24 protein-coding genes and 1 pseudogene are annotated in these 24355 nt (G+C 73.5%); 14 read left to right on the top strand and 11 right to left on the bottom strand.

All coding sequences use genetic code 11. From position 1 onward, the window contains the following. On the bottom strand, positions 1-1125 hold a 1125-nt coding region (locus B5D80_RS24995; RefSeq protein ID WP_088646384.1), incomplete at its 3' end, for a helix-turn-helix domain-containing protein. Then, entirely contained in the window at positions 1122-1268 is a 147-nt protein-coding gene (locus tag B5D80_RS33750; RefSeq protein WP_169733102.1) for a hypothetical protein, read from the bottom strand. The genes B5D80_RS24995 and B5D80_RS33750, both read right to left, overlap by 4 nt. Positions 1269-1442: 174 nt before the next feature. Between B5D80_RS33750 and B5D80_RS33475 the strand changes: the two genes are divergently transcribed. Next, positions 1443-2825 carry an NsdA family TPR-like regulatory protein gene (locus B5D80_RS33475; RefSeq protein WP_483869382.1) on the top strand — a complete coding sequence of 461 codons (1383 nt, stop codon included), beginning with the start codon at positions 1443-1445 and terminating at the stop codon, positions 2823-2825. 442 nt (positions 2826-3267) lie between these two features. On the opposite strand, the gene B5D80_RS24985 is transcribed toward B5D80_RS33475, so the two are convergent. Then, complete coding sequence (locus B5D80_RS24985) at positions 3268-4437, bottom strand: helix-turn-helix domain-containing protein (protein ID WP_088646382.1); 1170 nt, start codon at positions 4435-4437, stop codon at positions 3268-3270. A 310-nt stretch (positions 4438-4747) separates the two neighbouring features. On the opposite strand from B5D80_RS24985, the gene B5D80_RS24980 reads away from it, so the two are divergent. Then, entirely contained in the window at positions 4748-5323 is a 576-nt protein-coding gene (locus B5D80_RS24980) for an HD domain-containing protein (protein ID WP_088646381.1), read from the top strand. 10 nt (positions 5324-5333) lie between these two features. On the opposite strand, the gene B5D80_RS24975 is transcribed toward B5D80_RS24980, so the two are convergent. Beyond that, positions 5334-5780: an ArsI/CadI family heavy metal resistance metalloenzyme gene (locus B5D80_RS24975; RefSeq protein ID WP_088646380.1), complete on the bottom strand. Its 447-nt coding sequence runs from the start codon at positions 5778-5780 to the stop codon at positions 5334-5336. Positions 5781-5856: 76 nt separating this feature from the next. Between B5D80_RS24975 and B5D80_RS24970 the strand changes: the two genes are divergently transcribed. From B5D80_RS24970 to B5D80_RS24950, 5 genes and pseudogenes are all read left to right on the top strand, one after another. Continuing rightward, positions 5857-6237, top strand: coding sequence for an ArsR/SmtB family transcription factor (locus B5D80_RS24970; protein WP_425437252.1), 381 nt, complete (start codon positions 5857-5859; stop codon positions 6235-6237). Then, positions 6234-6968 (top strand): annotated as a pseudogene (locus B5D80_RS24965) (aquaporin); the annotation flags it as partial. The gene B5D80_RS24970 and the pseudogene B5D80_RS24965, both read left to right, overlap by 4 nt. A gap of 53 nt (positions 6969-7021) precedes the next feature. Beyond that, on the top strand, positions 7022-7501 hold the full coding sequence (locus B5D80_RS24960; RefSeq protein WP_088646389.1) for a GNAT family N-acetyltransferase: 480 nt from the start codon (positions 7022-7024) through the stop codon (positions 7499-7501). A 28-nt stretch (positions 7502-7529) separates the two neighbouring features. Further along, on the top strand, positions 7530-7943 hold the full coding sequence (locus B5D80_RS24955; protein ID WP_088646378.1) for an arsenate reductase ArsC: 414 nt from the start codon (positions 7530-7532) through the stop codon (positions 7941-7943). A 101-nt stretch (positions 7944-8044) separates the two neighbouring features. Next, positions 8045-9547: a carboxylesterase/lipase family protein gene (locus tag B5D80_RS24950; RefSeq protein WP_088646377.1), complete on the top strand. Its 1503-nt coding sequence runs from the start codon at positions 8045-8047 to the stop codon at positions 9545-9547. Here the strand turns inward: B5D80_RS24950 and B5D80_RS24945 are convergent. Then, positions 9494-10561, bottom strand: coding sequence for a helix-turn-helix transcriptional regulator (locus B5D80_RS24945; RefSeq protein WP_088646376.1), 1068 nt, complete (start codon positions 10559-10561; stop codon positions 9494-9496). The genes B5D80_RS24950 and B5D80_RS24945 overlap by 54 nt on opposite strands. 109 nt (positions 10562-10670) lie before the next feature. Here B5D80_RS24945 and B5D80_RS24940 point away from each other — a divergent pair, with 109 nt between their 5' ends. Next, complete coding sequence (locus tag B5D80_RS24940) at positions 10671-11132, top strand: VOC family protein (protein ID WP_088646375.1); 462 nt, start codon at positions 10671-10673, stop codon at positions 11130-11132. A gap of 45 nt (positions 11133-11177) precedes the next feature. On the opposite strand, the gene B5D80_RS24935 is transcribed toward B5D80_RS24940, so the two are convergent. Genes B5D80_RS24935 through B5D80_RS24925 form a run of 3 tightly spaced genes read right to left on the bottom strand, consistent with a single transcriptional unit; the run spans position 11178 to position 14655 of the window. Continuing rightward, complete coding sequence (locus B5D80_RS24935; protein WP_211291642.1) at positions 11178-13457, bottom strand: FtsX-like permease family protein; 2280 nt, start codon at positions 13455-13457, stop codon at positions 11178-11180. Continuing rightward, a complete protein-coding gene (locus tag B5D80_RS24930) occupies positions 13454-14134 on the bottom strand; it encodes an ABC transporter ATP-binding protein (protein WP_088646374.1) in 681 nt (226 codons plus the stop codon). Before B5D80_RS24930 ends, B5D80_RS24935 begins: the two co-directional genes overlap by 4 nt. Next, positions 14131-14655 carry a PadR family transcriptional regulator gene (locus B5D80_RS24925; protein WP_088646373.1) on the bottom strand — a complete coding sequence of 175 codons (525 nt, stop codon included), beginning with the start codon at positions 14653-14655 and terminating at the stop codon, positions 14131-14133. The genes B5D80_RS24930 and B5D80_RS24925 overlap by 4 nt, the downstream gene beginning before the upstream one ends. Positions 14656-14931: 276 nt before the next feature. On the opposite strand from B5D80_RS24925, the gene B5D80_RS24920 reads away from it, so the two are divergent. Then, positions 14932-16671: a M28 family peptidase gene (locus B5D80_RS24920; RefSeq protein ID WP_088646372.1), complete on the top strand. Its 1740-nt coding sequence runs from the start codon at positions 14932-14934 to the stop codon at positions 16669-16671. Between the two features lie 81 nt (positions 16672-16752). After that, positions 16753-17166 carry a hypothetical protein gene (locus B5D80_RS24915; protein WP_088646371.1) on the top strand — a complete coding sequence of 138 codons (414 nt, stop codon included), beginning with the start codon at positions 16753-16755 and terminating at the stop codon, positions 17164-17166. 302 nt (positions 17167-17468) lie between these two features. Here the strand turns inward: B5D80_RS24915 and B5D80_RS24910 are convergent, their stop codons facing one another. Together B5D80_RS24910 and B5D80_RS24905 are read right to left on the bottom strand one after the other, a co-directional pair. Next, complete coding sequence (locus B5D80_RS24910; RefSeq protein ID WP_245854968.1) at positions 17469-18734, bottom strand: MFS transporter; 1266 nt, start codon at positions 18732-18734, stop codon at positions 17469-17471. Then, positions 18731-19303 carry a winged helix-turn-helix domain-containing protein gene (locus tag B5D80_RS24905; protein WP_088646370.1) on the bottom strand — a complete coding sequence of 191 codons (573 nt, stop codon included), beginning with the start codon at positions 19301-19303 and terminating at the stop codon, positions 18731-18733. Before B5D80_RS24905 ends, B5D80_RS24910 begins: the two co-directional genes overlap by 4 nt. Positions 19304-19538: 235 nt before the next feature. Between B5D80_RS24905 and B5D80_RS24900 the strand changes: the two genes are divergently transcribed. Further along, positions 19539-20393 (top strand): DMT family protein, encoded by an 855-nt coding sequence (locus B5D80_RS24900; protein ID WP_088646369.1) that lies wholly within the window; start codon positions 19539-19541, stop codon positions 20391-20393. A gap of 24 nt (positions 20394-20417) precedes the next feature. Here the strand turns inward: B5D80_RS24900 and smpB are convergent, their stop codons facing one another. Then, the gene (gene smpB, locus B5D80_RS24895) at positions 20418-20921 is read right to left on the bottom strand and encodes an SsrA-binding protein SmpB (RefSeq protein WP_088646386.1); all 504 of its coding nucleotides are present in this window, start codon (positions 20919-20921) and stop codon (positions 20418-20420) included. 84 nt (positions 20922-21005) lie between these two features. Between smpB and B5D80_RS24890 the strand changes: the two genes are divergently transcribed. The 3 genes from B5D80_RS24890 to htpG all read left to right on the top strand — a co-directional run bounded on the left by B5D80_RS24890 (position 21006) and on the right by htpG (position 24219). Further along, on the top strand, positions 21006-21545 hold the full coding sequence (locus B5D80_RS24890) for a DinB family protein (protein WP_088646368.1): 540 nt from the start codon (positions 21006-21008) through the stop codon (positions 21543-21545). Between the two features lie 38 nt (positions 21546-21583). Next, positions 21584-22252 (top strand): class I SAM-dependent DNA methyltransferase, encoded by a 669-nt coding sequence (locus B5D80_RS24885; RefSeq protein ID WP_088646367.1) that lies wholly within the window; start codon positions 21584-21586, stop codon positions 22250-22252. Positions 22253-22317: 65 nt separating this feature from the next. Beyond that, complete coding sequence (gene htpG, locus B5D80_RS24880; RefSeq protein WP_088646366.1) at positions 22318-24219, top strand: molecular chaperone HtpG; 1902 nt, start codon at positions 22318-22320, stop codon at positions 24217-24219. Positions 24220-24355: the final 136 nt, after the last annotated feature.

Genomic DNA, 24355 nt, shown 5'->3' with positions numbered 1-24355 from the left:
GGCGGGGCGGGTGCGGGTCTCGCCGGGGGCGGTGCGGTCGGCGGTGAGCAGGGCCCGCCCGGCGGCGTCGGGGTCGCCCAGGTCGAGGTGGCTGCGGGTGATGTCGATGAGGTGGGCGGCGCGGTGCTCGGCGGGGAGCTGCCGCCAGCCGTCCTGCCCGGTGGCCCGGCGGTGCAGGGCGACAGCCCGGTGGTGGTCGCCGAGGTGGCTGGCGGCCAGGGCGCGGGCGAGTTCGACGCTGGTCGGGCCGAACATGATGCCGTCCGGGTCGGGCGGCTCGTCGGCGGTGGCGAGCGGGGCGGCACGCTCGGTCAGGTCGTGGGCGGTGGCGGCGTCGCCGTAGCTGGCGGCGGCGAGGGCGGCCTCGATCAGCAGCGCCCCGGTCAGGGCCAGCGCCGGCGGGTCGCCCTGCGCCGCCGCCGGGTCGAGCTGGCGTACGGCGGTGAGCGCGGCGGTCCGGGCCAGCCGGCCCCGCCGCAGCGCCCGGAGCACCTGCGCCAGGGACACCGCCGCGCGGCCGATCCGCACCGGGTCGCCACGGGTGGCGGTGACCATGGCCCGGTCGGCGGCCAGCCAGGCCAGGTGGGCGTCCCCGAGCTTGACCAGCGTCTGGGCGGTGAGCCGGTGCACCCCCACCAGCAGATCGAGGACGGGCGGGTCAACCGGGCCGGTGTGACCTGCGTGACGGCTGTCGGCGAGCAGGTCGGGCAGCATCCGCAGCACCTGGGGGTGCTGCCCGTTGCGGTACGCCGCCCAGGCGTACCCGGCCTGGTCGTCGAGCTGCCGCAGCAGCGGTCCGGCCGGGGTGGACGCCGGGGGGTCGTGGCGGGCCAGCGCCGCCCTGACCCGTTCCACGCCGGCACCGACGTCGGTGACCGGTGCCGGCGGGTTCCGCCCGGCGAGCAGGAGTTGCGGTGCGACGCCGAGCGCGCCGGCCACGGTGTCGATGACGGAGAGCCGATCCAGGGGACGCACCCCGCGTTCGACCTTGTCGACCCAGCTCTTCGACTTGCCGATCCGGTCGGCGAAGACCTGCTGGCTCATGCCCCGGCGGGCCCGTAGCTCGGCCATCCGCCGTCCGATCGCCGGCTCGTTGCCGGTGCGCTGCCGCCCGGGGCCGCTCACCGGTCGTGCCCCGGCACCGGCATGGTGTGGGTGGACCCGCCGCAGCGGGGACACCACCGGGACTTGACCCGGAACGCGAGCAGCCCGAGCAGGAAGCCCGGCACCAACCCCCCGAACAGGACCGACAGGACCTGGGAAATCATCTGCGTTCTCGCCTTCTGCCACGTCGGTCGGGAGGCGGGGTGACCATTGCGCCTGTCACTCGCTGTCCCCTAGGGTCTACTCGCAGTAAACGGTGATGCCGGGGTGCTCGGAAGCCGTGCCGGGCGGCGTTGGTGTTGAACGCGTGGAAAGCAGTGCAACGGGGAAGGCCACCGATGGCAGTACGGCGACGCAACGAAAAACTGCTGGCCCTCGTTCGCGAGTGCCGGTGGTCGTACGACGCCTGTGCCGCAGCGGTACGTGCCGTCGCGTCGGAGAACGGTGGCGCGCTCCCGTCCTGCGACCGTTCCCACGTGGGGCACTGGATAGCCGGAGTGAAGCCCACCGAGACGACCTCCCGCTATCTGGCCGAAGCCTTCTCCCGTCGGTTGGGCCGGGTCGTCGGTCCGGCCGATCTCGGGCTTGTCGTCGGCGATAACCTGGAACCTGATCTGACCGGCCTGGATTGGTGGAGGCACGACCCGGCCACTGATCTCCTGACGCTCGGGAGAGCCGACGTGGAACGACGGGCGTTCGGATTCACCGCCCTGTACTCACTGGCTGCGCTTGCCGTCCCGCTGGACTCCTGGGAGGACGTCGCGGAGCGGGGTCGGCGCGCGCGGGGCGGGGGTGCGGCGGTGGGTCGCCGCGAGATCGACGCCGTACGTGACATGCTCGCGGTGTTCAGCAGGGCCGACGAGCGGTTCGGCGGCGGGCATGCACGGCTCGCCGTGGTCCAGTACCTCACCTCCGACGTGGCCGGCTACCTCCAGGGCACCTTCGCGTCCGACCAGGATCGTCGGGCCATGTTCAGTGCCGCCGCCGAGTTGACCTATCTCGCGGGCTGGAAGGCGTTCGATTCGTCCCTGCACGGGGTGGCCCAGCGGTACTACCTCCAGTCGCTGCGGCTGGCCAACGAGGCGGACGATCGGGCGTTGGCCGGTTTCACGCTGCGGGCGATGGCGCATCAGGCTGTCGACCTGGGACACGGTGCGGAGGCATTGCGACTCGCCACCTCGGCCCTCGCCTGGTCGAGGGGAAGGGCGACCCCGGCGGCGACCGCGCTGTTCACCGTTCTCACCGCCCGGGGGCACGCCGCGACGGGCGACCGGGCCAAGACGTCGGCGGCGCTCAGGGCCGCCGAGGCCCACCTCGCGAAGGCGTCCCCGGGCGACGAGCCGACCTGGATCCAGACCAGCGGTTTCACCACGACCTCGCTGGCGAGCCAGGCCGGCCAGGCGCTTCGCGACCTGGGCGACCTTCCCGCTGCGGAAACCGAGCTGCGCCGCTCGGTCGCCACCCGCGACACCGAGGCGTACCGGCGGATCCACACCCTGACGTTGGCCAACCTCGCCGACGTCCAGTGTGCACGTGGACGGCTCCGCGAGGCGACCGAGAGCTGGAACAGCGCCCTGGACTCGATGGTCGGCGTCCGGTCCGGCCGAGCCACCGTGGCCGTGAAGAACATCCGTACCCGGCTCAGCAGCTTCGGCCCACGCCTGCCTGCATTCGCGAAGCAACTCGACCAACGGGCCGCAGCCATCCTCGTCGCCCCTTGATACCGCCCCGCTCGGCCATCCGCTCGCGCGGGCCTGCCGGCTGGTCGCCCACTCCACCTGCCAGCACGGGTGCGGGGACAACCGCGCCCAGCGCACCCGATACCCGACGCACGAGCCGTCGAGCCCGTGAGGGTGAACCGGGAGGACCATCTGCACCGCACTGCTGGTCACCGCTCACCGTCCCCGGGCCGGTGGCCGTGCCCGATCGGAAGCCGGTGCCGGGCATGGCAGGGCAGGTCGACTCCACACCGGCAGATGCGCCGCCATCGCCGAAGTCCGATACTCATCGTCATGTGGCCGACCCTCCGTCGTCAGGACGCGGAGGACATCTGTTGATGTGCCTCGTCCCGCGTCCGGCTTCAGTGAGGTTCAGCGTTACGCCCGGCTCGCCGCCGATCCAGAGGGTGAGCGTCCGCTAACCGGGTGTTCTGTCCGCTGGCGGCTACCGCCTGGGTGCGTATTCCAGGCACGCGTCACGCAATGTTGCCGCCTCGGGCGCTCCCGACTGCTCCACCTTTGCCAACAACTCCGCAGCCCGCCACCAGTTCGACGGCACCACCCGGCCGGACGTCACCGCCTGCGTCCCCAGCGCAGCCGCCTCGTCCGACTGGCCGGCGGCGACCAGGGCGAGACCGAGGTCGAGGCGGGCCGACGCGGACCGGCGGGGCCGTGCTCCACCGTCGCCGTGCGGGTCCAGCTCGGTCAGCACCGCCCGCGCCACCTGCTCGGCGCCGGGGTCACCCGCCCATGCCAGAGTCGTGGCTGCATAGGCAACGGCCTTGGTGGGGTCGTAGCGATAGTGGTGCTCGGCCCGCTCCGGAACGGGCAGATTCGCCGTCAGCCGCTCCACCCGGTCCAACGCCCGCCGGGTCGCACCGACGTCCCCGATCCGCGCCCACGCGCGGGCCTCCTGAGCAGTCGCCTGAATGCGGGCGGAACTCCCCTTCGGGGCGATCCGCTGCGCTTGTCGGGAGAGATCGAGTGCTGTCCGGTAGTCGCCTTGGGTCAACACGTCCCAGGCCCGGGTTTCGAGGCACCATGCCTGGATCTCGCCATGCTCAGCATGGTCGGCAAGATCACGAGCGGCTCGCAGGTGAGCGACCGCAGCGGTCCGCTGCCGCAGGTCGATGTGAACCGTCGCCCGCAGCACCGCCAGCCAGCCACCGGCCACCAACAACCGCCGCTGCTGCGCGAGCGTCACCCGTCCGTCCAGCAGCCGCCCCACGTACGAAAGATGCCTCCGCACCAACGGCAGGAGATCCGCCGGGACCATCGTCGGATAGGAACTGGCCAGATCGTCGACGCCCTGCTCGATCCGATCGAGCACGTCCCCGCTGACATCGCTGGCGGCAACCCTCGCCCGCAGCTCACCGGCCTCGGCCGCGTGGTCGACTGGCGCATCCGCCAACCGAGCAAGCGCACCCCCCGCGTCAAGGACCCGGTCCAGGTGACGCGCAGTGTCGACCGTCGGAGCCTTGAGCCCCGCCTCCAACTCGTGCAGATGACTCTTGCTCCGATGAGCAAGCTGTCCCAGAAGCCGAAGTGACAACCCTCGCCGCTGCCGAAACTCACGGAGAGCTGCGCCGAAGCGCGGATCGACGGACGAGGCCATAGCGCCACTCCAAGATCACGAGGCCCAGGCAACCTCAACCGGCCGCCACCTCGTCGGACGGTACCCCGACATGCCGCGCGCCGGAGCGCCCCTCGCCTGCAATCTCCGGGTGTTCGTTGAGGGTTGTCCTGGCACATCGCCCAAGGCTGGGTGTGGGTCGGTCGTCAACCGGCTTCGGCCTGCTCGACTCGGCCCTTCGGGGTGAAGGAATGATCTGGATGATCGAGAGAACTGCGCGAGCAGCCGAAGAACCTACCTCTATCGTCTACAGCCTGCGGGCAGACGGAGTCACCGGCACAGGGACGGGCAGATGAACGACGACCACGACGCCGCCGGAGCCATGCGCTTCATCTTCGAGGCCGGCGTCCTCAAGCGCGCCGCCCGCACCGGTTGGTGGTTCGCCGGCGTCAAGCACCCCGAATCCATCGCGGACCACTCGTTCCGGACCGCGCTGATCGGGATGATGCTCGCTGCCATGGAAGGTGTCGACCCGGCCCGGGTGTCGATGCTGTGCGTCCTGCACGACACCCAGGAAACCCGGATCACCGACATCCCGCACATCGCCAGGCGCTATCTCACCGCCGCACCCAACGCCACGGTCACCGCCGACCAGGTCGCCGCCTGCCCGCCGGCCGTCGCCGACCTCGTCAACGCCGCCGTCGCCGAGTACGAAGCGGGCGAGACACCTGAGGCCATCGTCGCCCGCGACGCCGACAAACTGGAATGCCTCGTCCAGGCGGTCGAATACCGCCACCAGGGCATCGGCGACGTCCAACGCTGGATCGACAGCTCACGTGCGGCACTGAAGACCGCCAGCGCGCACCGCCTGGCGGAAGCCGCCCTCAGCGGAGAACCCCTCGGCTGGCTCACCCCGCCCCCGGTGTAGCCCCCAGGCGTCAGCTCCGGGACGTGGTCGCGCAGCACGTGCTTTCGTCGTCGGCTGCGGGCGGGGTCTGCGCGGAGGTGCCGTACTGGTCGGAGTCGCCCTTGACCACGTACACCTCCCAGCGCTCGTCGCCGGGTCCACGGACCCAGACCTTGTCCTGGACGGCGTAGCAGCAGGAGGTGTCGTTCTCGGTCAGGGTGATCAGCCCGGCCTCGGTGAGCCGGTCGGTGGCGGCGGTGACCTGCGCGCCGTCGAAGACCTCGACCCCGAGGTGGTCGAGCGCGGTGGCCTGGTCCGGGTCGCCTTCGAGCAGGACCAGCTTCAGCGGGGGCTCCTCGATGGCGAAGTTGGCGTAGCCGGGTCGCCGCTTGGCCGGCTCGGTGCCGAACAGCTTCGAGTAGAACGCGATCGACCCTTCCAGGTCGGAGACGCGCAGGGCGAGCTGGACGCGGGACATCCCACACCTCCTGTTGTTTAGATAACTGTCTAGGCAGAAGATTGCACTCTGGTTTGATGCTTGTCAAACTAGACGGGTGTCGAGACAAGAACTGCCGGTCCTCGCCGACCCGTCGGCCTGCTGCGTGCCGATGGTCACCGAGGCCCTGACGGAGGACGCCGCCGCCGGTCTGGCGCGCGGCTTCAAGGCCCTCGGCGACCCGGTGAGGCTGCGGCTGCTGTCCCTGATCGCCGCGCGGGCCGGCGGCGAGGTGTGCGTGTGCGAGCTGACCGACGCGTTCACCCTGACCGGCCCGACGATCTCCCACCACCTGAAGGTGCTGCGCGAGGCCGGGTTGATCGACTGCCAGCGCCGGGGCACCTGGGTCTACTACTGGATCGTCCCGGCCCGCCTCGCCGCCCTGTCCCAGCTCCTGGACGTCTCGGCTGCCGCCGCCTCGACCGGGTCGACCCGGTGACGCCCGACCCGCCGTACGCCGTGCTGCGTCGGGCGTCGGCGGAACTGGTCGGCACCGGCCTGCTCGTCACCGCCGTGGTCGGCTCCGGGATCGCCGCCACCCGCCTGTCGCCGGGCGACATGGGGCTGCAACTGCTGGAGAACAGCATCGCCACCGCGTTCGCCCTCGGCGCGCTGATCCTCATTTTCGGCCCGGTGTCCGGCGCCCACCTCAACCCCGTCGTGTCACTCGCCGACTGGTGGCAGGCCCGCCGTACGGGAACCGGGCTGTCGACCCGTGACCTCGGCGCGTACGTCGTGGCGCAGGTGATCGGTGCGGTCGGCGGCACGGTGCTCGCGCACCTGATGTTCGGGCTGCCCGCCGTCACGGTCTCCACCCACCGGCGGGACGGGGGCGGACTGTGGTTGGCCGAGGTCGTCGCGACCGCCGGGCTCCTACTGCTGATCGCCGCCCTCACCCGGGCCCGCCGGACCGACTTCGCCCCGGCGGCGGTCGGGGCGTGGATCGGCGGCGCGTACTGGTTCACCGCCTCCACCTCGTTCGCCAACCCGGCCGTCACGATCGGCCGCATGTTCACCGACACCTTCGCCGGCATCGCCCCCACCTCGGCGGCCGGGTTCGTCGCCGCGCAGCTCGCCGCCGTCGGGGTCGCGGTCGCCGCGATCACCTGGTGGTATCCGACCGTCCGACGGCGGGACGCGGCGGCGGTCGAGCTGGCACCGGCGCAGCCGGAACGGGCCGCCTCATGACCGGCGTCCGGTCGCCCCGACCCGATCTCGTGCCGATGACCGACGAGCACGCCCCGGCGGTGCTCGACATCTACCGGCACGGGATCGCCACCGGCGACGCCACCTTCGAGACCGAACCACCCACCTGGGCCCGGTTCACCGCCACCCGCCTGCCCGGACACCGCTGGGTCGCCCTCGACCACACGGCTGCCGACCGCGTGCTCGGCTGGGTCGCGTGCACCCCGGTGTCCAACCGGTGCGTCTACGCCGGGGTCGTGGAGCACTCCGTCTACGTCCACCCCGACGCGCGGGGCCGGGGCGTCGGCCGGCTCCTGCTCCACCGCCTCATCGACTCCACCGAACAGGCCGGCATCTGGACCATCCAGTCCGGGGTCTTCCCCGAGAACACCGCCAGCCTCGCCCTGCACCACGCCTGCGGCTTCCGCACCGTCGGCGTCCGCGAACGCCTCGGCCGCCACCACGACCGGTGGCGCGACGTCGTCCTCATCGAACGCCGCAGTCCCGCCATCACCTGACCGCCGCCGCACCGGAAGAGGTCCACCCATGAGCACCCCCACCCGGCACACCACGCCATCGGTGCTGTTCGTCTGCGTCCACAACGCCGGCCGTTCCCAGATGGCCGCCGGCTGGCTGCGCCACCTCGCCGGGGACACCGTCGAGGTCCGCTCCGCCGGCTCCGCACCCGCCGAACACGTCAACCCCGTCGCGGTCGAAGCCATGCGCGAGGTCGGCATCGACATCGCGGGCGAACAGCCGAAGATCCTCGACTGGAACACCGCCGAGGCCAGCGACGTGATCATCACGATGGGCTGCGGCGACACCTGCCCCGTCTTCCCCGGCACACGCTACGAGGACTGGAAACTCACCGACCCCGCCGGCCAGCCGCTACCCGTCGTCCGCGAGGTCCGCGACGAGATCCGCCAGCACGTCGTCCGGCTCCTCGACGACCTGACCTGAGTGTTCAACCTGATCGACCTCGTTCACCGGCCCTAAATGGTTTGCCGGTGGTCGGCGGGCGTTGGGATGCTGCGGCCGACCGGGAGCGGGAAGGGGCCAGCATGCCGTCGGAGTCCGAGCCGGAAGTCCGTACCGTGTCAGGTGTCGTGCGCGGCCGCCGGGAGGCCGGCCGGGCGGTGTTCCGGGGCATCTCGTACGCCGAACCGCCGGTCGGTGACCTCCGGTTCGCCGCGCCGCAGCCGGTGCGCGGTTGGGACGGCGTACGTCAGGCGCTCGCCTTCGGTCCGCCGCCCCCGCAGCCCGGCGCGTTCGGGACGTCCCCGCGGGGGACCGGCGACGACTGGCTGACGCTCAACGTCTGGACGCCGGACCTGGACCCGGCGGCGGGGCTGCCGGTGCTGGTGTGGATTCCCGGCGGCGGCTACCTCGTCGGCTGTTCCGGCCTCCCGGAGTACGACGGCGGGCACCTCGCCGCCGGCGGAACCGTGGTGGTGACGCTCAACTACCGCCTCGGCTTCGAGGGATTCGGGCAGCTCGACGGGGCGCCGGCCAACCGGGGGCTGCTCGACCAGGTCGCCGCCCTGGAGTGGGTGCGGGACAACATCCGCGCCTTCGGCGGCGACCCGGACCGGGTGACGGTCGTCGGGCAGTCGGCCGGCGGCGGCTCGGTCGCCGCGCTGCTGGCCGTGCCGCGTGCCGCCGGGCTGTTCCGGCGGGCGGTCGCGCAGAGCGTCCCGGGGACGTTCTTCTCACCCGGGCTGGCCGCCGACGTCACCGCCGCCTGCGCCGCCGAGCTGGGGGTACGACCGACCCTGGCCGACCTGTCGACGGTGCCGCCGGACCGGCTGCCGGCCGTGGGCCAGGCGATCTCGGCCGGGATCGTCAGGTGGCGGGAGCGGTGGGGGTCGATCACCCACCGGCCGATCCCGTTCGCGCCGGTCGTCGACGGCGACGTGCTGCCGGCGACCCCGTGGCGGGCGCTGGTCGACGGTGCCGCCCGCGACGTCGACCTGCTCGTCGGGCACACCCGCGACGAGCACCGGCTGTTCAGCCTGCTCGACGGGGTGCTCGGCCAGGTCACGCCGGAGCAGACCGGGACGGCGCTGCGGATGCTGGCCCCGGGCCCGGACGGTGCCCGCCGCTACCGGGAGGCGTTCCCCGACGCGACCGACGAGCAACTGTACGAGCTGGTCAACGCGGACTGGCTGTTCCGGATGCCGAGCCTGCACCTGGCCGAGGCGCAGCTCGCCGGTTGCGGCCGGGCGCACCTCTACGAGCTGACCTGGGCGGCGCCGGGCCTGGGCGGTGCCCTCGGTGCCTGTCACGGCCTGGACGTGCCGCTGGTCTTCGGCAACCTGACCAGCGGGCAGCCCGCCATGCTGATCGGTGATCCGCCTCCGGCGGCGGCGCACGAGCTGTCCGGGCAGCTCCGCGGGGCGTGGACGGCGTTCGCCGCGACCGGCGACCCCGGGTGGCCGGCGTACGACGCGGGACGCGGCACGCGCGTCTTCGACGAGCGGCCGGCGGTCGTCGCGTACCCGGAGGAGACCTCACGGCTGCTGTGGCGGGACCACACCTTCGCCGCGCTCCCGCTGCTGGCCTGACCGCGCCGGAGCGGCGGAACCCGGCTGCGTCCCGGCGGCGACGTGACCGGTGGCGGTGCGGGTGAACCGGCCCGCCAGCAGCGCGAACGCGTCGGTGAGGGGTTGCGGGCCGACGACGGTGATCTCGGCGTCGTAGCGGGCGACGGCGGCGGCGAGGCCCACCCACGACCACGACCCGAGGGTGAGCCGGCACCGGCCGGGGGAGACCTCCTCGACGAGGCCGTCGCGGGTGTGCCGGGCGACGGTCGTGGCGGGCAGGTCGAGGAGCACCGTGCCCCGGCACGGCCAGTCCGCCGACCCGCCGCCCGCCCCGCGGAAGACTCCGGTGAGGTACGTCGCGACGTCCCCGCCGGGCAGCGGCCTCGGGGTGAAGCGCGGCCCGTGGGGCGGGCGCAGGGTGATCCGGTCGACGCGGAAGGTCCGCCAGTCGGCCCGGTCGAGGTCCCAGGCGACGAGGTACCACCGGCCGTCCCAGGTGACGACGTGGTGCGGTTCGGCGTGCCGGGCCGGCCCGTCGGTGTGGGCGGGCCCGTAGTCGAAGCGCAGGATCTCGCGGTTCCGCACGGCGGCGCTGAGCGTCAGCAGCACCCCGCCGTCGACCGGTTCGGCCGCCGCGGTGGTGGGCCGGGCGACGGCGGTGACGCTGAGCGCCCCGACCCGCTGCCGCAGCCGGGTGGGCAGCACCTGCCCGACGGTGTGCAGCGCCCGCGCCGCGTCGTCGGCGAGCCCGCCGTCCGCGCCGGTCGCCGCGACCTGGAGCGCGACGGTGAGGGCGACGGCCTGGTCGTCGTCGAACAGCAGTGGCGGCAGCACGGTGCCGGCGGCGAGCCGGTACCCGCCGTCGGGGCCCTTGACGGCGGCGACGGGGTAGCCGAGGTCCCGCAGCCGGTCGACGTCGCGGCGCACGGTACGCAGGCTGATGCCGAGGCGTTCGGCCAGCACCCCGCCGGGCCAGCTCCGACGGCTCTGCAACAGCGACAGCAGGGCGAGCAGTCGGGCGGACGCGGTCGGCATGCGACTGATTCTGCCCGCCGTAGGTGACACACCCTGTCACCTACCGCTGCGAATCTTGCTCCCGACCCGCCTACTTCGGGCGTCGGGCACCAACAGCAAGGAGTCGACCATGGGCATCTCCGCCACCACGCACCTCAACTTCCGGGGTGACGCCCGCGCGGCGTTGGAGTTCTACCGGTCCGTGTTCGGTGGCCGCAGCACCGTCGTCAGCTACGGCGACCTGGGCATGCCGAAGGACCTGCCGGACGCCGACCGGGTCGTCTTCGGCCAGGTCACCGCCGACAACGGCTTCGCCATCATGGCCTACGACGTGCCCGGCGGGGCCCCCGCCGCAGCCGCGCCGACCGCCACCACCCGCGAGAACGGGATGACGCTGACCGGCGAACGGTTCTTCGTCTCCGTCCGGGGTGACAACGCGGAGGAGGTCGGCGCGCTCTGGCACCGGCTCGCCGAGGGCGCGGACCTGATCGAGGAGTACGGCCCGTCGCCGTGGGCCCCCGGGTTCGGGATGCTCACCGACCGGTTCGGCGTCACCTGGGTCCTCGACGTCGCCACCCCGTACGCCGGCTGACCGCCCGGTCCGGGTCGGCACCCGCCGCCGACCCGGACCGGCGGGTCATTCGGTACGCAGCCCGTCGGCGCGGGTGAGCCGCCACAGCAGGGGCAGGCTCAGCCCGGTGATCGCCAGGACGGTCAACGCGCCGAGTCCGACCGAGAAAGCGACCACCGGCCAGGCGACCGTGATCGGGGCCTGCACCATCCGCAGCAGGGCCGCGCCGAGGCCCAGCCCGAAGCCGGCGGCCAGCACCAGCCCGACCCCGACCGGCAGGGCGGTCTGCCACAGCACCGACCAGCCGAGGGTGCTGCGTCGGGTGCCCACCGCCACCAGCATGGCCAGCAGGCGGCGGCGTTCCCGCAGTTGCTCCAGCGTGCCGACCAGCATGCTGGTGGCGATCAGCAGCAGCGTGACGACCGTGCCGATGGCCAGGCCACGCCGGATGTCGGCGAACCGGGGCGACTCGATGGTCGAGGAGAGCACGGAGACCGGGGTGGTCAGGTCGATCGCGGCGGCGGCGTTGCGGACGTGTTCGACCGCGTCGGGGTCGGCCGGGTCGAGCTGGAGGTAGACGGTCGTGCGCAGCGGACCGAGGACCCGTGGGCCGACCGCGCCGGGAGTGACCAGCACGGCGTTCTGCATCCAGCCGGCCGGGTCGGGCCGGGCCTGCGCGGGCCGCGCCGTCGTCGGCACCCGCCACCGCGACCCGTCCTCGACGGTCAGCATCGTGCCGGCGGGGACGACTGCCGGGTCACGCGGATCGGACACCAGGAAGGTGTCCCCGTCCACGCACCGGTCGAGGTGGGCGAACTCGGCCAGCGCGGCGCAGTCGCCGACCCGGACGTCCACCGGTGGGCCGTCCGGCGAGCCGGCGTTGGCCCCGGCGCTGAGGGTGCCGGTCACGGCGGTCACCCCGTCGGCCCCGCCGAACTGCCGCAGCACCCCGGCCAGGTCCGGCTGGTCGCGGAACTGCACCTGCACCTGCGCCCGGGAGGTGTCCTGCCCGCTGGCGGTGGTGAAGTCCCCGGCGATCCCGGCGAAGAGCATCTGCAGGCCGATGGTGCCGGCGACGGCGACCGCGATGCCGTTGACCAGCCGGGCGGAGGTGGCGCTGTCCAACTGCACCCGGCGGACCGCGAGCTGCCAGGACACCGGGCCGCCGCGCAGCCGCCGTACCAGCAGGTCGGTCAGCCAGGGCAGCACGGTGACCGTGCCGATCAGCAGCAGCACCGCTCCGGCCGGCACCAGCCAGCGGGTGACCCCGCCGTCGCCCTCGCGCAGACCGGCCACGGGCAGGAGCAGGGCCAGGCCGGCGGCGGGCAGCAGCAGCCGCCACCAGAGCCGACGGCGGACCGGGGTGCCGCGCCGGGTCACCCCGAGCGGCTCCACCACCACCGCGCGCAGCGCCAGCATCGCCACCAGCACCGCCAGCGCCGGCACCGCCAGCACGACGGCCAGCAGCAGCGCGGTGGGCGGCCGGATGTCGGAGGCGTACACGCTGATGTCGTAGAGGGTGACCAGCGGGACCAGTTGGCGGCCGGCGAGCAGGAACCCGATGCCGACGGCGACCCCGAGCAGGGCCCCGGCGGCGGCCTCCCCGGCGGCGATCCGCCGGACCATGGTGGTGTCCGCGCCGACCAGGCGCAGCGCGGCGAGCCGCCGGTCGCGTCGTTCCCCGCCGTAGCGCACGGCGGAACCGAGGAACACCGCGATGGGCAGCAGCAGCACCACGAAGATGACCGCCACCAGCAGCATCAGCACCGGGCCCAGGCCCTCGCCGGGCAGCCCGCCGCCGAAGCTGTCCAGCCGGGTCGCCCCGGACGTGTCGGTCAGCCGGTCGTCGCCCTGGTAGTAGGCCAGCTCGTTGGGGCCGGCGAGACCCTCGTCGGCGATGGTGCCGGTGACCCGCGCGCCACCCAGCCGGGGGGCGAACAGCGGGCCGTCGGGGGAGTCGAGCAGCCGGCGCAGGGCGGGGGAGACGACCACCTCGCCGGGGGCCGGCAGGGCGGTCAGCCCCGGCGGGACGGGCGCGGCCGGTCCCTCCGGCCGCAGCAGCCGACCCCGGACCGGCGTGCCCCGGAACTCGTTGTCCACCGGGTGGACCAGCAGGGTGCCGGGCCCGGCCGCGACCTGCTCGCCCAGCCGCAGGTCGTCGCGGGCGTCGCCGCGCGCCTGCCGGGCGTCGAGCGCCCCGGGCACGGCGGTGGCCAGCAGCAGCATGGCCACCCCGATGCCGACGCCGACGGCGGTGAGCAGCGCCCGGGTCCAACCCTCCCGGCCACCGGTGACCGCCATCCGGGCACCCATCGCCAGGTCCGCGAGCGCGCCCCGGCCGGTCACGCCGCGACCTCCAGGTTCCGGGTCCGCCCGTCGCGCACCACGACCTCCCGGTCGGAGTACGCCGCCACCCGTGCCTCGTGGGTGACCAGCACCACCGCGGCCCCGCTGTCCCGGGCGGCCTCGGTGAGCAGCCGCATGACCCGTTCGCCGTTGAGCGAGTCCAGCGCGCCCGTCGGTTCGTCGGCGAAGATCACCCGGGGGCGGGTGACCAGCGCGCGGGCCACCGCGACACGCTGGCCCTGGCCGCCGGAGACCTCGCCGGGGCGCTTGTCGGCCACCTCGGTGACCTCCAGCCGCTCCAGCCACTGCCCGGCCCGCTGTTCGGCCTCGCGGCGGGGGACGCGGGCCAGCCGCAGCGGCAGGGCGACGTTCTCCAGGCAGGTCAGCTCGGGCACCAACTGGCCGAACTGGAAGACGAAGCCGAACTGCTCCCGGCGCAGGGCGCTGCGCTGGGCGTCGCTCATCGTCACCAGGTCCCGGCCGTCGAAGACGACCCGGCCCCGGTCGGGGCGGACGATCCCGGCCAGGCAGTGCAGCAGGGTGGACTTGCCGGAGCCGGACGACCCGAGCACCGCGACCACCTCGCCCTCGTCGATGCGCAACGCGGCGTCGACCAGCGCGACCGTCTCGCCGAAGCTGCGGTGCAGGCCCTCGGCGACCAGCAGCGGGGCGCTCATGCGCGCACCCGCGCGGCCAGCTCGTCGAGCCGGGCGGTGGTCAGTTCCAGCCAGCGCAGATCGGCCTCCAGGTGGAAGAGCGCGTGGTCGCAGATCAACTGCTCGGCGAGGTCGCCGCCGCGCTTGCGCCGGGTCAGCTCCCGCATCAGGCGCAGGTGCTCGGCGCGCTGCACGTCGAGCAGTTCGGCCGCCTCGCGGCCGGTGAGCAGGGCGAGCACCACCTTGGTGTAGAGGACGCTCTGCAGGTAGGGCTCGGGCTGTTCCGGGCGGGCCAGCCACTGCGCCACGTCGGCGACGCCCGCCTCGGTGATGGCGTACCGCTTGCGGTCGGGGCCCTCGCCGGGCTCGACCGCCTCCACCTCCACCAGGCCGCCGCGCAGCAGCCGGGACAGGGTCGCGTAGACCTGGCCGTAGGCGACCGGGCGGGAGTGGCCGAAGTGTTCGTCGTAGCGCCGTTTGATGTCGTAGCCGTGCCGGGGGGTCGCCTCCAGCAGGCCGAGGAAGGTCTGGCCGATGGACATGCGGCGACTATACACACCGCGTATACGCGCGTTGTCTACACCCCGCGCCGACCTCGTCCCGACCGGTTTCCGGTGACGCCACCTCCGGCCCCCGGGAATGTGACACCGTCCGACGCATTGACCCGCAGATTGATACATGTCAGTGTTTGCTTCCCCGGCGTTTCCGCCGCGGTCCCACCCCCGGATCGCGGGTCTCCCGTCCACCCCCGGTCACCTCCGACAGGCGGGACGGTGACGCCTGGGCGGACGCCCCGCCGACCCCCATGAGGAGCTCGCATGAAGCGCAGAACCCTGGCGCTCGCCGCCGTCACCGCGGTGACGCTCGCCCTGGCCGCGCCACCGGCCTCGGCCACCCCGACCGCCCGGCCGGCCACCGCCGCGCCGGCCGTCGCCGCGCTCGCCGCGCCGGACGTCCAGGTCGCCAACGTCCAGGCGCACCTGGCCCAGTTCCAGAGCATCGCCACCAGCAACGGCGGCAACCGGCGGGCCGGCTCGGCCGGCTACACCGCCTCGGTCGCCTACGTGAAGTCCAAGCTCCAGGCCGCCGGCTACACCGTCACCGAGCAGACCTGCACCAGCTGCACCTACCAGGGCAACAACGTGATCGCCGAATGGCCGCAGGGCCCGACCACCGACGTGGTCATGTTCGGCGCGCACCTCGACGGCGTCGCTGCCGGGCCGGGCATCAACGACAACGGCTCCGGCTCGTCGGTGCTGCTGGAGAACGCCCTGGTGCTGGCCCAGCAGAACCCGACCATGACCAAGCGGGTCCGGTTCGCCTGGTGGAACGGCGAGGAGCAGGGCCTGCAGGGCTCCAAGTTCTACGTCAACTCGCTGACCACCGCCCAGAAGGGCTACATCAAGGGCTACTACAACTTCGACATGGTCGCCTCGACCAACGGCGGCTACTTCATCAACCGGGTCACCTCCACCACCGCCGCGCCGCTCAAGGCGTACTGGGACTCCCTCGGGCTGTCGCCGGAGGAGAACACCGAGGGCCAGGGCCGCTCCGACGACTACTCGTTCCAGCAGGCCGGCATCCCCACCTCCGGCTACGCGATGGGGGCCAGCGCCCGCAAGACCAGCTCCCAGGCCAGCAAGTGGGGCGGCACCGCCAACGCCGCGTACGACCCGTGCTACCACTCGTCCTGCGACACCACCAGCAACATCAACGCCACCGGGCTCAACCGCAGCGCCGACGGTGTCGCGTACGCCATCTGGGACCTCGCGGTCGGCGGTGGCACCCCGACCAACGACTTCTCCGTCGCGGTCAGCCCCACCGCCGGCGGCGTCGCCCGGGGCGGCTCCACCACCGCCACGGTCAGCACCGCCACCACCAGCGGCAGCGCCCAGACCGTCGCGCTGTCGGCCACCGGCGCGCCCAGCGGCGTGAGCGTCTCGTTCAGCCCGTCGTCGGTGACCTCCGGCGGCTCGTCCACCATGACGGTCAGCGCCTCGTCGAGCGCCAGCCTCGGCACCTTCACCCTGACCGTCACCGGCACCGGCTCGGCCACCCGCACGGCCAGCTACACCCTGACCGTCACCGGCGGCACCGGGAGCTGCACCGGCGGGCAGGTCGTCGGCAACGGCGGCTTCGAGTCCGGCACCAGCCCGTGGACGGCCACCTCCGGCGTCATCACCAACTCGTCCAGCCAGCCGGCCCGCACCGGTTCCTACAAGGCGTGGCTGAACGGCAACGGCAGCACCAGCACCGACACGCTGTCCCAGTCGGTGACCGTGCCGGCCGGCTGCTCGACGTACACCCTCGCCTTCTACCTGCACATCGACTCCACCGAGCGGACCACCACCGTCGCGTACGACAAGCTGGTGGTCCAGGTCGGCAGTACCACGCTGGCGACGTACTCGAACCTCAACAAGGCCAGCGGCTACACGCTGCGCTCGTTCGACGTGGGCGCGTACGCCGGGCAGACGGTGACCCTGAAGTTCACCGGCACCGAGGACGCCTCGTTGCAGACCAGCTTCGTCATTGACGACGTGACGTTGCAGGCGAGCTGACCGACCCGGGTGGGGCGGCCCGTCCGCCCCACCCGGACCGTCATGACGGTAAATGTCGTACCCGGGTCGGACCATGGGGACATGGCTGCCCCCGCGCTGTCCCACCACAGTGGTCGACCCCGTTCCGTGCCGCTGCGCGAGCTGCGTACCCGGCTGACCCAGCTGATCGCGATGGCCGAGCTGACCGACACGGTCACCCTGGTCACCCGCGACGGCGACCCCCGGCCGGTCGCCGCGATCGTGCCGGCCCCCGCCGCCCGCAGCGCCGCCCAGGCCCGCGCCGACGGTGAACGCCTCGCCACGGTGACGGCGGGTTGGGCCCGCCGGCTGGAGGAGTCGCACCGGCAGGGTGCCCTGCGGCACGCCGCCGAGCTGCGGGCCGTGACCGACGCCCTCGCCGAGGTCTGGGCCGAGCTGGACCGGCACGTCCCACCCGGCACCGACCCGGCCGTCGACCGGCTCCGCGCCGCCCACGCCGACCTGCGCCGCGACTGACCCCCGGGCCGACCCGCCTCCGGCCTGCCGTGGCTCCGGCCTGCCTCCGGCCCGACGCCCGGGTCGGTCCCCACCCGCACCGCGCCGGCACGCCCCCCGCCAGACGCATCGCGCCCCGCCTCACCGCGCCCGGCCCCGCCCATCCCATCCTGGCCCCACCCCGGTCCACCTCGCCCCGGTGATCAAGAGGTTTGCGTCAAGTGATCAAGAGGTTTGCGTCAACTTCGATCTTCAAGTTGACGCAAACCTCTTGATCACCGGGAGCGGCGAGCCGGGGCAGGGGGAACAGGGGTGGGGGTCGGTCAGCTGACCGGGGTGGGGGTCTGGGCCTGGTGGTCGGGGGCTGTCGGGCGGGACATCGTGCGCCAGGGGCCGCCGAGTAGCGGGGTGAGCACCACCAGCAGGTAGCAGCAGCCCACGGTGAGCAGGACGGGCGTGGTGCCGAAGCCGTCGACGGCCACCCCGGCGGCGAGCGCGCCCAGCGGGATGCCGGCCCAGCAGCCCGCCCCGATCACCCCGAACACCCGGGCCCGCAGGTGGGCCGGCACCCGTTCCAGCTCCACCGCGCCGAGCAGCGGGTTGATCGCCCCGGCGGCGAATCCGGACAGGGCGAAGACCGCGAGGACCCAGGGCAACGGCGGCGCGGCGGCCAGCGCCCAGAAGGGTGGCCCACCGGCGACGGCGAAGGCGGTGACGAAGGTGGCCCGGCGGGGCAGCCGGTGACCGACCGCGCTGAACAGCAGCGACCCGACCAGCGCGCCGCCACCCATCGCGCCGACCAGCAGCCCGAACGCGGTGGCCCCGCCGAGGTCCCGGTCGGCCACCACCGGCAGCAGCACGCTGCTCTTGGTCGCGTCGAAGAAGTTGGTCACCAGCACCAGCAGCACCACCGCCCGCAGCAGCGGCTCCCGGGTCAGGAACCGCACCCCGACGGCGAAGTCCCGCCAGTAGCCGCCACCGGCCGGGTCGGCCGGCGCGGCCGGGCGCAGCGACCGGGGCACCAGCAGCGCCACGACCAGCGCCGAGACCGCGAAGGTGGCGGCGTCCACGGCCAGCACCGGCAGTGCGCCGAGGGCGGTCACGAGCAGCCCGGCCACCGGTGCGCCGACCAGCCGGGCGCTGCGTTCGGTCGCCTCGTACCAGCCGACGGCCCGCTCCAGCGGCACCCCGGCGGCGGTGGCCGCCTCCGGCAGCAGCGCGTTGCGGGCGGTCTGCCCCGGGGTGTCGAGCAGGCCGCTGGCGAAGACCAGCCCGAGCAGTGCCCAGAACGGCAGGCCGACGGTGGCGTCGAGCAGCGGCACGGCCGCGACCGTCAGTCCGGAGACCACGTCGGCCAGGACGCTGGCCCGGCGATAGCCGATCCGGTCCACCAGCACCCCGCCGAGCGCGCCGCCGAGCACCACCGGCACGGCGGCGACCGCGCCGGTGAGGCCGGTGGCGGCGGGCGAGCCGGTCTCGGCGAGCACGTAGAGCGGCAGCGCGATCAGGGTGAGCATGTTGCCGGTGAGCGAGACGGCGTGACCGAGCAGCAGGCCGACCAGGGGAGCGCGGCGGCGCGGCGGCGTCACCGCGGGTCCCGGAAGGCGTGGTAGATCAGCGACACGGAGCCGGCACCCGGCCGGTCCGGGTCGCTGCGGCCCTGCCAGCGGGCGGCCAGCGCCTCCAGGTCGGCCCGCAGCTCGATCAGCTCGTCGCTGGTCAGGTGCAGCCACGAGTCGGCGCTGGCGGTGCCGCGCACCCACTGCGGGTCGAGGGTCGCCTCGACCTCCAGGTAGTGGCCGAGGCGTTCGGCGTACCGGTCGAGGACGGCGCGGCGCAGCAGGTCGGAGGCGGCCCGGCGTTCCGGGTCGGCGAGCATCTCGACCGGCTCCCAGGACGTCCGGGCGTGGGTCGCCCGCCACCAGCGTTCCCGGCGGTCGCGGGCGTGCTCGGGGGCCTCCTCGACGAAGCCGTGCTCGGCCAGCTTGCCCAGGTGGTAGCTGACCGAGCCGACCGCCTCGTCGATGGCGTCGCTGAGCATGCCGACGGTGCGGGGGCCCCGCACCCGCAGCTCGCCGAGCAGTCGTAACCGGGTCGGGTGGGCCAGCGCGCGCATCGCCCGGGGGTCGGTGAGGTGCCGGGCGGGTTCCTCAGTCATGCGCTCACCCTAGAAGCACAAGACATGAAGTACAAGAACTCTTGTGGAACTGGGCTGGCGCGCCGTGGTGTCGCCGCGCTGCGGGGCGCGGACGCGACGGGGAGAATGCGACGGAGCGACGGCTGACGCGGACCCGGCCGGGACCAGGAACAGAGGCGGTGCCGATGACCGAGCCGGCGGTGACCAGTGCGGCCGGGCCGGTGGCGTCCACCGGGCCGGGGGCCGGGGGCGGGCCGTGACGTCCGGGCTTGCGCTGACCTTCGCCCTCGGTGCGGCGTTCGGCTACGGCGTCGGCTCGGTGCTGCAGGCCGTCGGGGCGCGGCGCGGGGCCAGCACCCTGCGTGCCCTCGGCCACCCGCTCTACCTCGCCGGCCTGGCCTGCGACACGCTGGCCTGGCTCGCCTCCCTGGTCGCCCTCCAGAAACTGCCCGTGTACGCGGTCCAGTCGGTCACCGCCGGCTCGCTGGCCGTCACCGTGGTCGTCGCCCGGATCGTGCTCGGCGCGCGACTACGCCGCCGGGACACCGGGGCGATCCTGCTCACCGTCGCCGCCCTCACCGTCATCTCGCTTGCCGCCGGCCCCGAACCGCCGGTCACCGCGTCGACGGCGCTCCGGGTCGGCCTGGCCGGCGCGGCGGTGCTGACCGCGATCGCCGGGCTCGCCGCCCTGCGGGTCGCCCGGCCGATCGTCGCCGCCACCCTGGCCGGTCTCGCCTGGGGGATCACCGCGCTGTGTGCGCGGGCGCTCACCGCGCCACCCGACCCGCTGGGCCACCCCGGCGTGGCGGCCTGGGAACTGCTGAAGGAGCCGGTCACCTGGGGTCTGGTCGTCTCCGGGGTGGCCGGGACGGTCCTCTACGCGCACGCGCTGCGCCACGGGCAGGTCGGGCCGGTCACCGCCGTGCTCTGGGCGGTCGAGATCGTCGTCCCGTCGGTCGCCGGGGTGCTGCTGCTCGGCGACGGCGTCCGCGCCGGCTGGCTGCCCTGGGCGGTCCTGGCGACCCTGACCACCGTGGCCGCCGCGATCGTGCTGGCCGGTGCCCCGGGCACCGCCGACACCGCCGCGGCGGACGACCACACCCCCGGCTGAGCCTCCACCACAGGTCGACCGCGGTCAGCCCGGCCGGCGGCCCTCGCCGGCCGGCCGTCGGCCCTTGAGCCGCCGGCCCAGTTCCCGGGCGATCTCCCGGTTCGCGTCGCGTTCGGCGAGCACCTGCCGCTTGTCGTACGAGCGGCGGCCCCGGGCCAGCCCCACCTCGACCTTGGCCCAGCCGTTGCTGAAGTACATCGACAGCGGCACCAGGGCCACCCCGGGGTCGCGCAACTTGTCCAGGATGCGGGCGATCTCCACCCGGTGCAGCAGCAGCTTGCGGGTCCGCCGGGGCTGGTGGTTGGTCCATGTGCCGAAGCCGTACTCGGCGATGTGCAGGCCGTACAGCATGATCTCGCCGTCGCGTTCCTGGGCGAACGCGTCGACCAGCGACACCCGCCCCTCGCGCAGCGACTTCACCTCGGTGCCGGCCAGCACGATGCCCGCCTCGTACGTCTTCAGGACGGTGTAGTCGTGCCGCGCCTTCCTGTTGACGGCGATGGGCCTACGCTCCGCGTCCCGCGCCACCACGACCACCCCCCGCCCGGATCTGCCAGCGGCGTACACCCTACCGCCGACGCCGGCCCGGCACCGGCGTGGCAGGATCGCCGCATGTCGGAGTGGGCGGCGATCACGCCGGAGGACCGGGACTGGACCGGCGTCATCGACGACGGTTGCGCCGAGTGCGGCTTCGTACCGCAGCGGGCCGACGCCACCGGGACCCGGCTGCGCGCCACCGTCCCGGTCTGGCGGGAGGTGCTGTCCCGGCCCGACGCGGCCCGGCGGCCCGCGCCGACCGTCTGGTCTCCGGTGGAGTACGCCTGCCACGTGCGGGACACCTGCCGGATCTTCCGGGGCCGGCTGGCCCTGATGCTCGACGAGGACGACCCGGTCTTCCCCAACTGGGACCAGGACGCCACCGCCGTCGAGGACGACTACTTCCACCAGTCCCCGGCCCGGGTGGCCGGGGAACTCGCCGCGCAGGCCGAGGCGACCGCCGCCGCCTTCGACGCCGTCACGCCCGAGCAGTGGGCCCGGCCGGGCCGGCGCAGCAACGGTTCGGTGTTCACCGTGGGCCGGTTCGCCGTCTACTTCCTGCACGACGTGGTGCACCACGTGCACGACGTCACCCGCCCGACGACCACCCGCTGACCCTGCGCGTAGCCGTCCGGCCGGTAGGGTCGCCGGCCGTGACCGACGCCGACTTCCTCGCCGAGACCCGCGCCTCCTACGACACCATGGCCGCCGGGTACGCCACCCGGTTCCGGGCCGAGCTCGCCGCCCGCCCGGTCGACCGGGCCATGCTCGCCGCGTTCGCCGAGACCGTGCTGACCGGCGGGGGCGGCCCGGTGCTGGAGGTCGGCTGCGGCCCCGGCCGGATCACCGGTCACCTGCGCGACCTCGGGCTGGCCGTCACCGGGCTCGACCTGTCCCCGGGGATGCTGGCGCAGGGCCGGCTGGCCCACCCCGACCTGCGCCTGGTCGAGGCGTCCATGCTGGACCTGCCGGTGGCCGACGGCGTGCTGGCCGGGCTGGTCGCCTGGTACAGCGTCATCCACGTGCCCGACGCGTGGCTGCCCCGGGTGTTCGCCGAGTTCCACCGGGTCCTCGCCCCCGGCGGGCACGCCCTGCTCGCCTTCCAGGTCGGCGACGAGACGGTGCGCTACACCGAGGCGTGGGGCGAGCCGGTATCGCTGGCGTTCCGTCGCCGCCGACCCGACCACGTCGCGGCGCTGCTGCACGCCGCCGGGCTGGCGGAGCGGGCCCGGATGTGCCGGGCCGCGCAGGAGTTCGACGGCGCCACCGAACGCACCCCGCAGGCCTGCCTGCTGGTTCGTCGCGACGACGACCGGGCGTGACTGGGCCGCCACGGCACCTCGTATCCTGTTGCGCGGATCTGGCCCACCCGTACGAGGAGGTTGGTGTGAGCAGTCGGACCGAGACGCTGGAGTTCCAGGCGGAGACACGCCAGCTGCTGCAACTGATGGTGCATTCCATCTACTCGCACAAGGACGTCTTCCTGCGCGAGCTGATCTCCAACGCCTCCGACGCGTTGGACAAGCTCCGGCTGGAGTCGCTGGTCGACTCCGACCTCGACGTCGACACCTCTGACCTGCACATCGAGCTGGTGACCGACCCGCAGGCCCGGACCCTGACCGTGCGGGACAACGGCATCGGCATGTCCCGCGAGGACGTCGTCTCGCTGATCGGCACCATCGCCCGCTCCGGCACCGCGGAACTGCTGCGCAAGCTCAAGGAGTCCAAGGAGACCGCCGGCGGCGAGCTGATCGGCCAGTTCGGTGTCGGGTTCTACTCGACGTTCATGGTCGCCGACAAGGTCACCCTGCTCACCCGCCGGGCCGGGGAGGCCGAGGGCACCCGCTGGGAGTCCAGCGGCGAGGGCACGTACGTGGTGGAGACCGTCGACGACGCCCCGCAGGGCACCTCGGTCACCGTGCACCTCAAGCCCGCCGACGACGAGGACAACCTGCACGACTACGCCGACCTCGCCACGATCCGGCAGATCGTCAAGCGGTACTCGGACTTCATCGCCTGGCCGATCCGTACCACCGTGCCGGGCGTCGACGGCGGCGAACCCACCGAGGAGACCCTCAACTCCCGCAAGGCGCTCTGGGCGCGCCCGCGCGACGAGGTCGCCGAGGAGGAGTACCGGGACTTCTACCGGCACGTCAGCCACGACTGGACCGACCCGCTGGAGACCATCCACATGCGCGGGGAGGGCACCTTCGAGTACGAGGCGCTGCTGTTCCTGCCCGCGCACGCGCCGTACGACCTGTACCAGGCCGACGGGCGGCGCGGGGTGCAGCTCTACGTCAAGCGGGTGTTCGTGATGGACGACTGCGCCGCGCTGATGCCGAACTACCTGCGCTTCGTCAAGGGCGTGGTGGACGCGCACGACCTGTCGCTGAACATCTCCCGGGAGATCCTCCAGCAGGACCGGCAGATCCAGATCGTGCGCCGCCGGCTGGTCCGCAAGGTGCTCGCCACGGTCAAGGAGATGCGCACCGCCGACCCGAAGAAGTTCGCCACCTTCTGGGGCGAGTTCGGCCGGGTGGTCAAGGAGGGTCTGCTGGAGGACCCGGACAACACCGAGACCCTCCTCGACCTGCTGTCGGTGGCCTCCACCCACCACGACACCGAGCCCACCACCCTGGGCGGGTACGTCGAGCGGATGAAGGACGGCCAGACCGAGATCTACTACGCCACCGGCGAGAACCGCACCATGCTGGAGAACTCGCCGCACCTGGAGGCGTTCCGGGCCAAGGGCTTCGAGGTGCTGCTGCTCACCGACCCGGTCGACGAGGTGTGGGTGGAGCGGGTCGGCCAGTTCGACGGCAAGCCGCTGCGCTCCATCGCCAAGGGCCAGGTCGACCTGGAGACCGAGCAGGAGCGCAAGGACACCGAGGTCGCCCGGGAACAGCAGAACAAGGAGTACGCCGAGCTGCTCACCTTCCTCGGCGGGGCGCTCGCCGACACGGTCAAGGAGGTCCGGCTCTCCTCCCGGCTGACCACCTCGCCCGCCTGCATCGTCGGCGACGCGCACGACATCACCCCGACCCTGGAGAAGATGTACCGGGCGATGGGGCAGGAACTGCCCCCGGTCAAGCGCATCCTCGAACTCAACCCGACCCACCCGCTGGTCACCGGCCTGCGCGTCGCCCACCAGCGGGGCGACGACAGCGCGGCGCTCACCGAGACCGCCGAGCTGCTCTACGGCACGGCGCTGCTCGCCGAGGGGGGCGACCTGGCCGACCCGGCCCGGTTCGCCCGGCTGCTCGCCGACCGGCTGGCCCGTACCCTCTGATCCGCCTCCGCTCCCGGCCGGGCACCCACCCGGCCGGGGGCGACGGGGGCGACGCGCGGTCGCCCGGCGTTCGACGGCCGCACCGGATAGGGTTGCCCCAGGTGTGCCGGGAAGTCTGGTCGGCGGTGGATGACGC

Origin of the sequence: Micromonospora wenchangensis (genome assembly GCF_002210435.1) — a bacterium.
In the GTDB taxonomy this organism is placed as follows: Bacteria; Actinomycetota; Actinomycetes; order Mycobacteriales; family Micromonosporaceae; genus Micromonospora; species Micromonospora wenchangensis.
The sequence above is the reverse complement of the archived record's forward strand: the minus strand, read 5'-3'. Positions and strand labels throughout refer to the sequence as shown.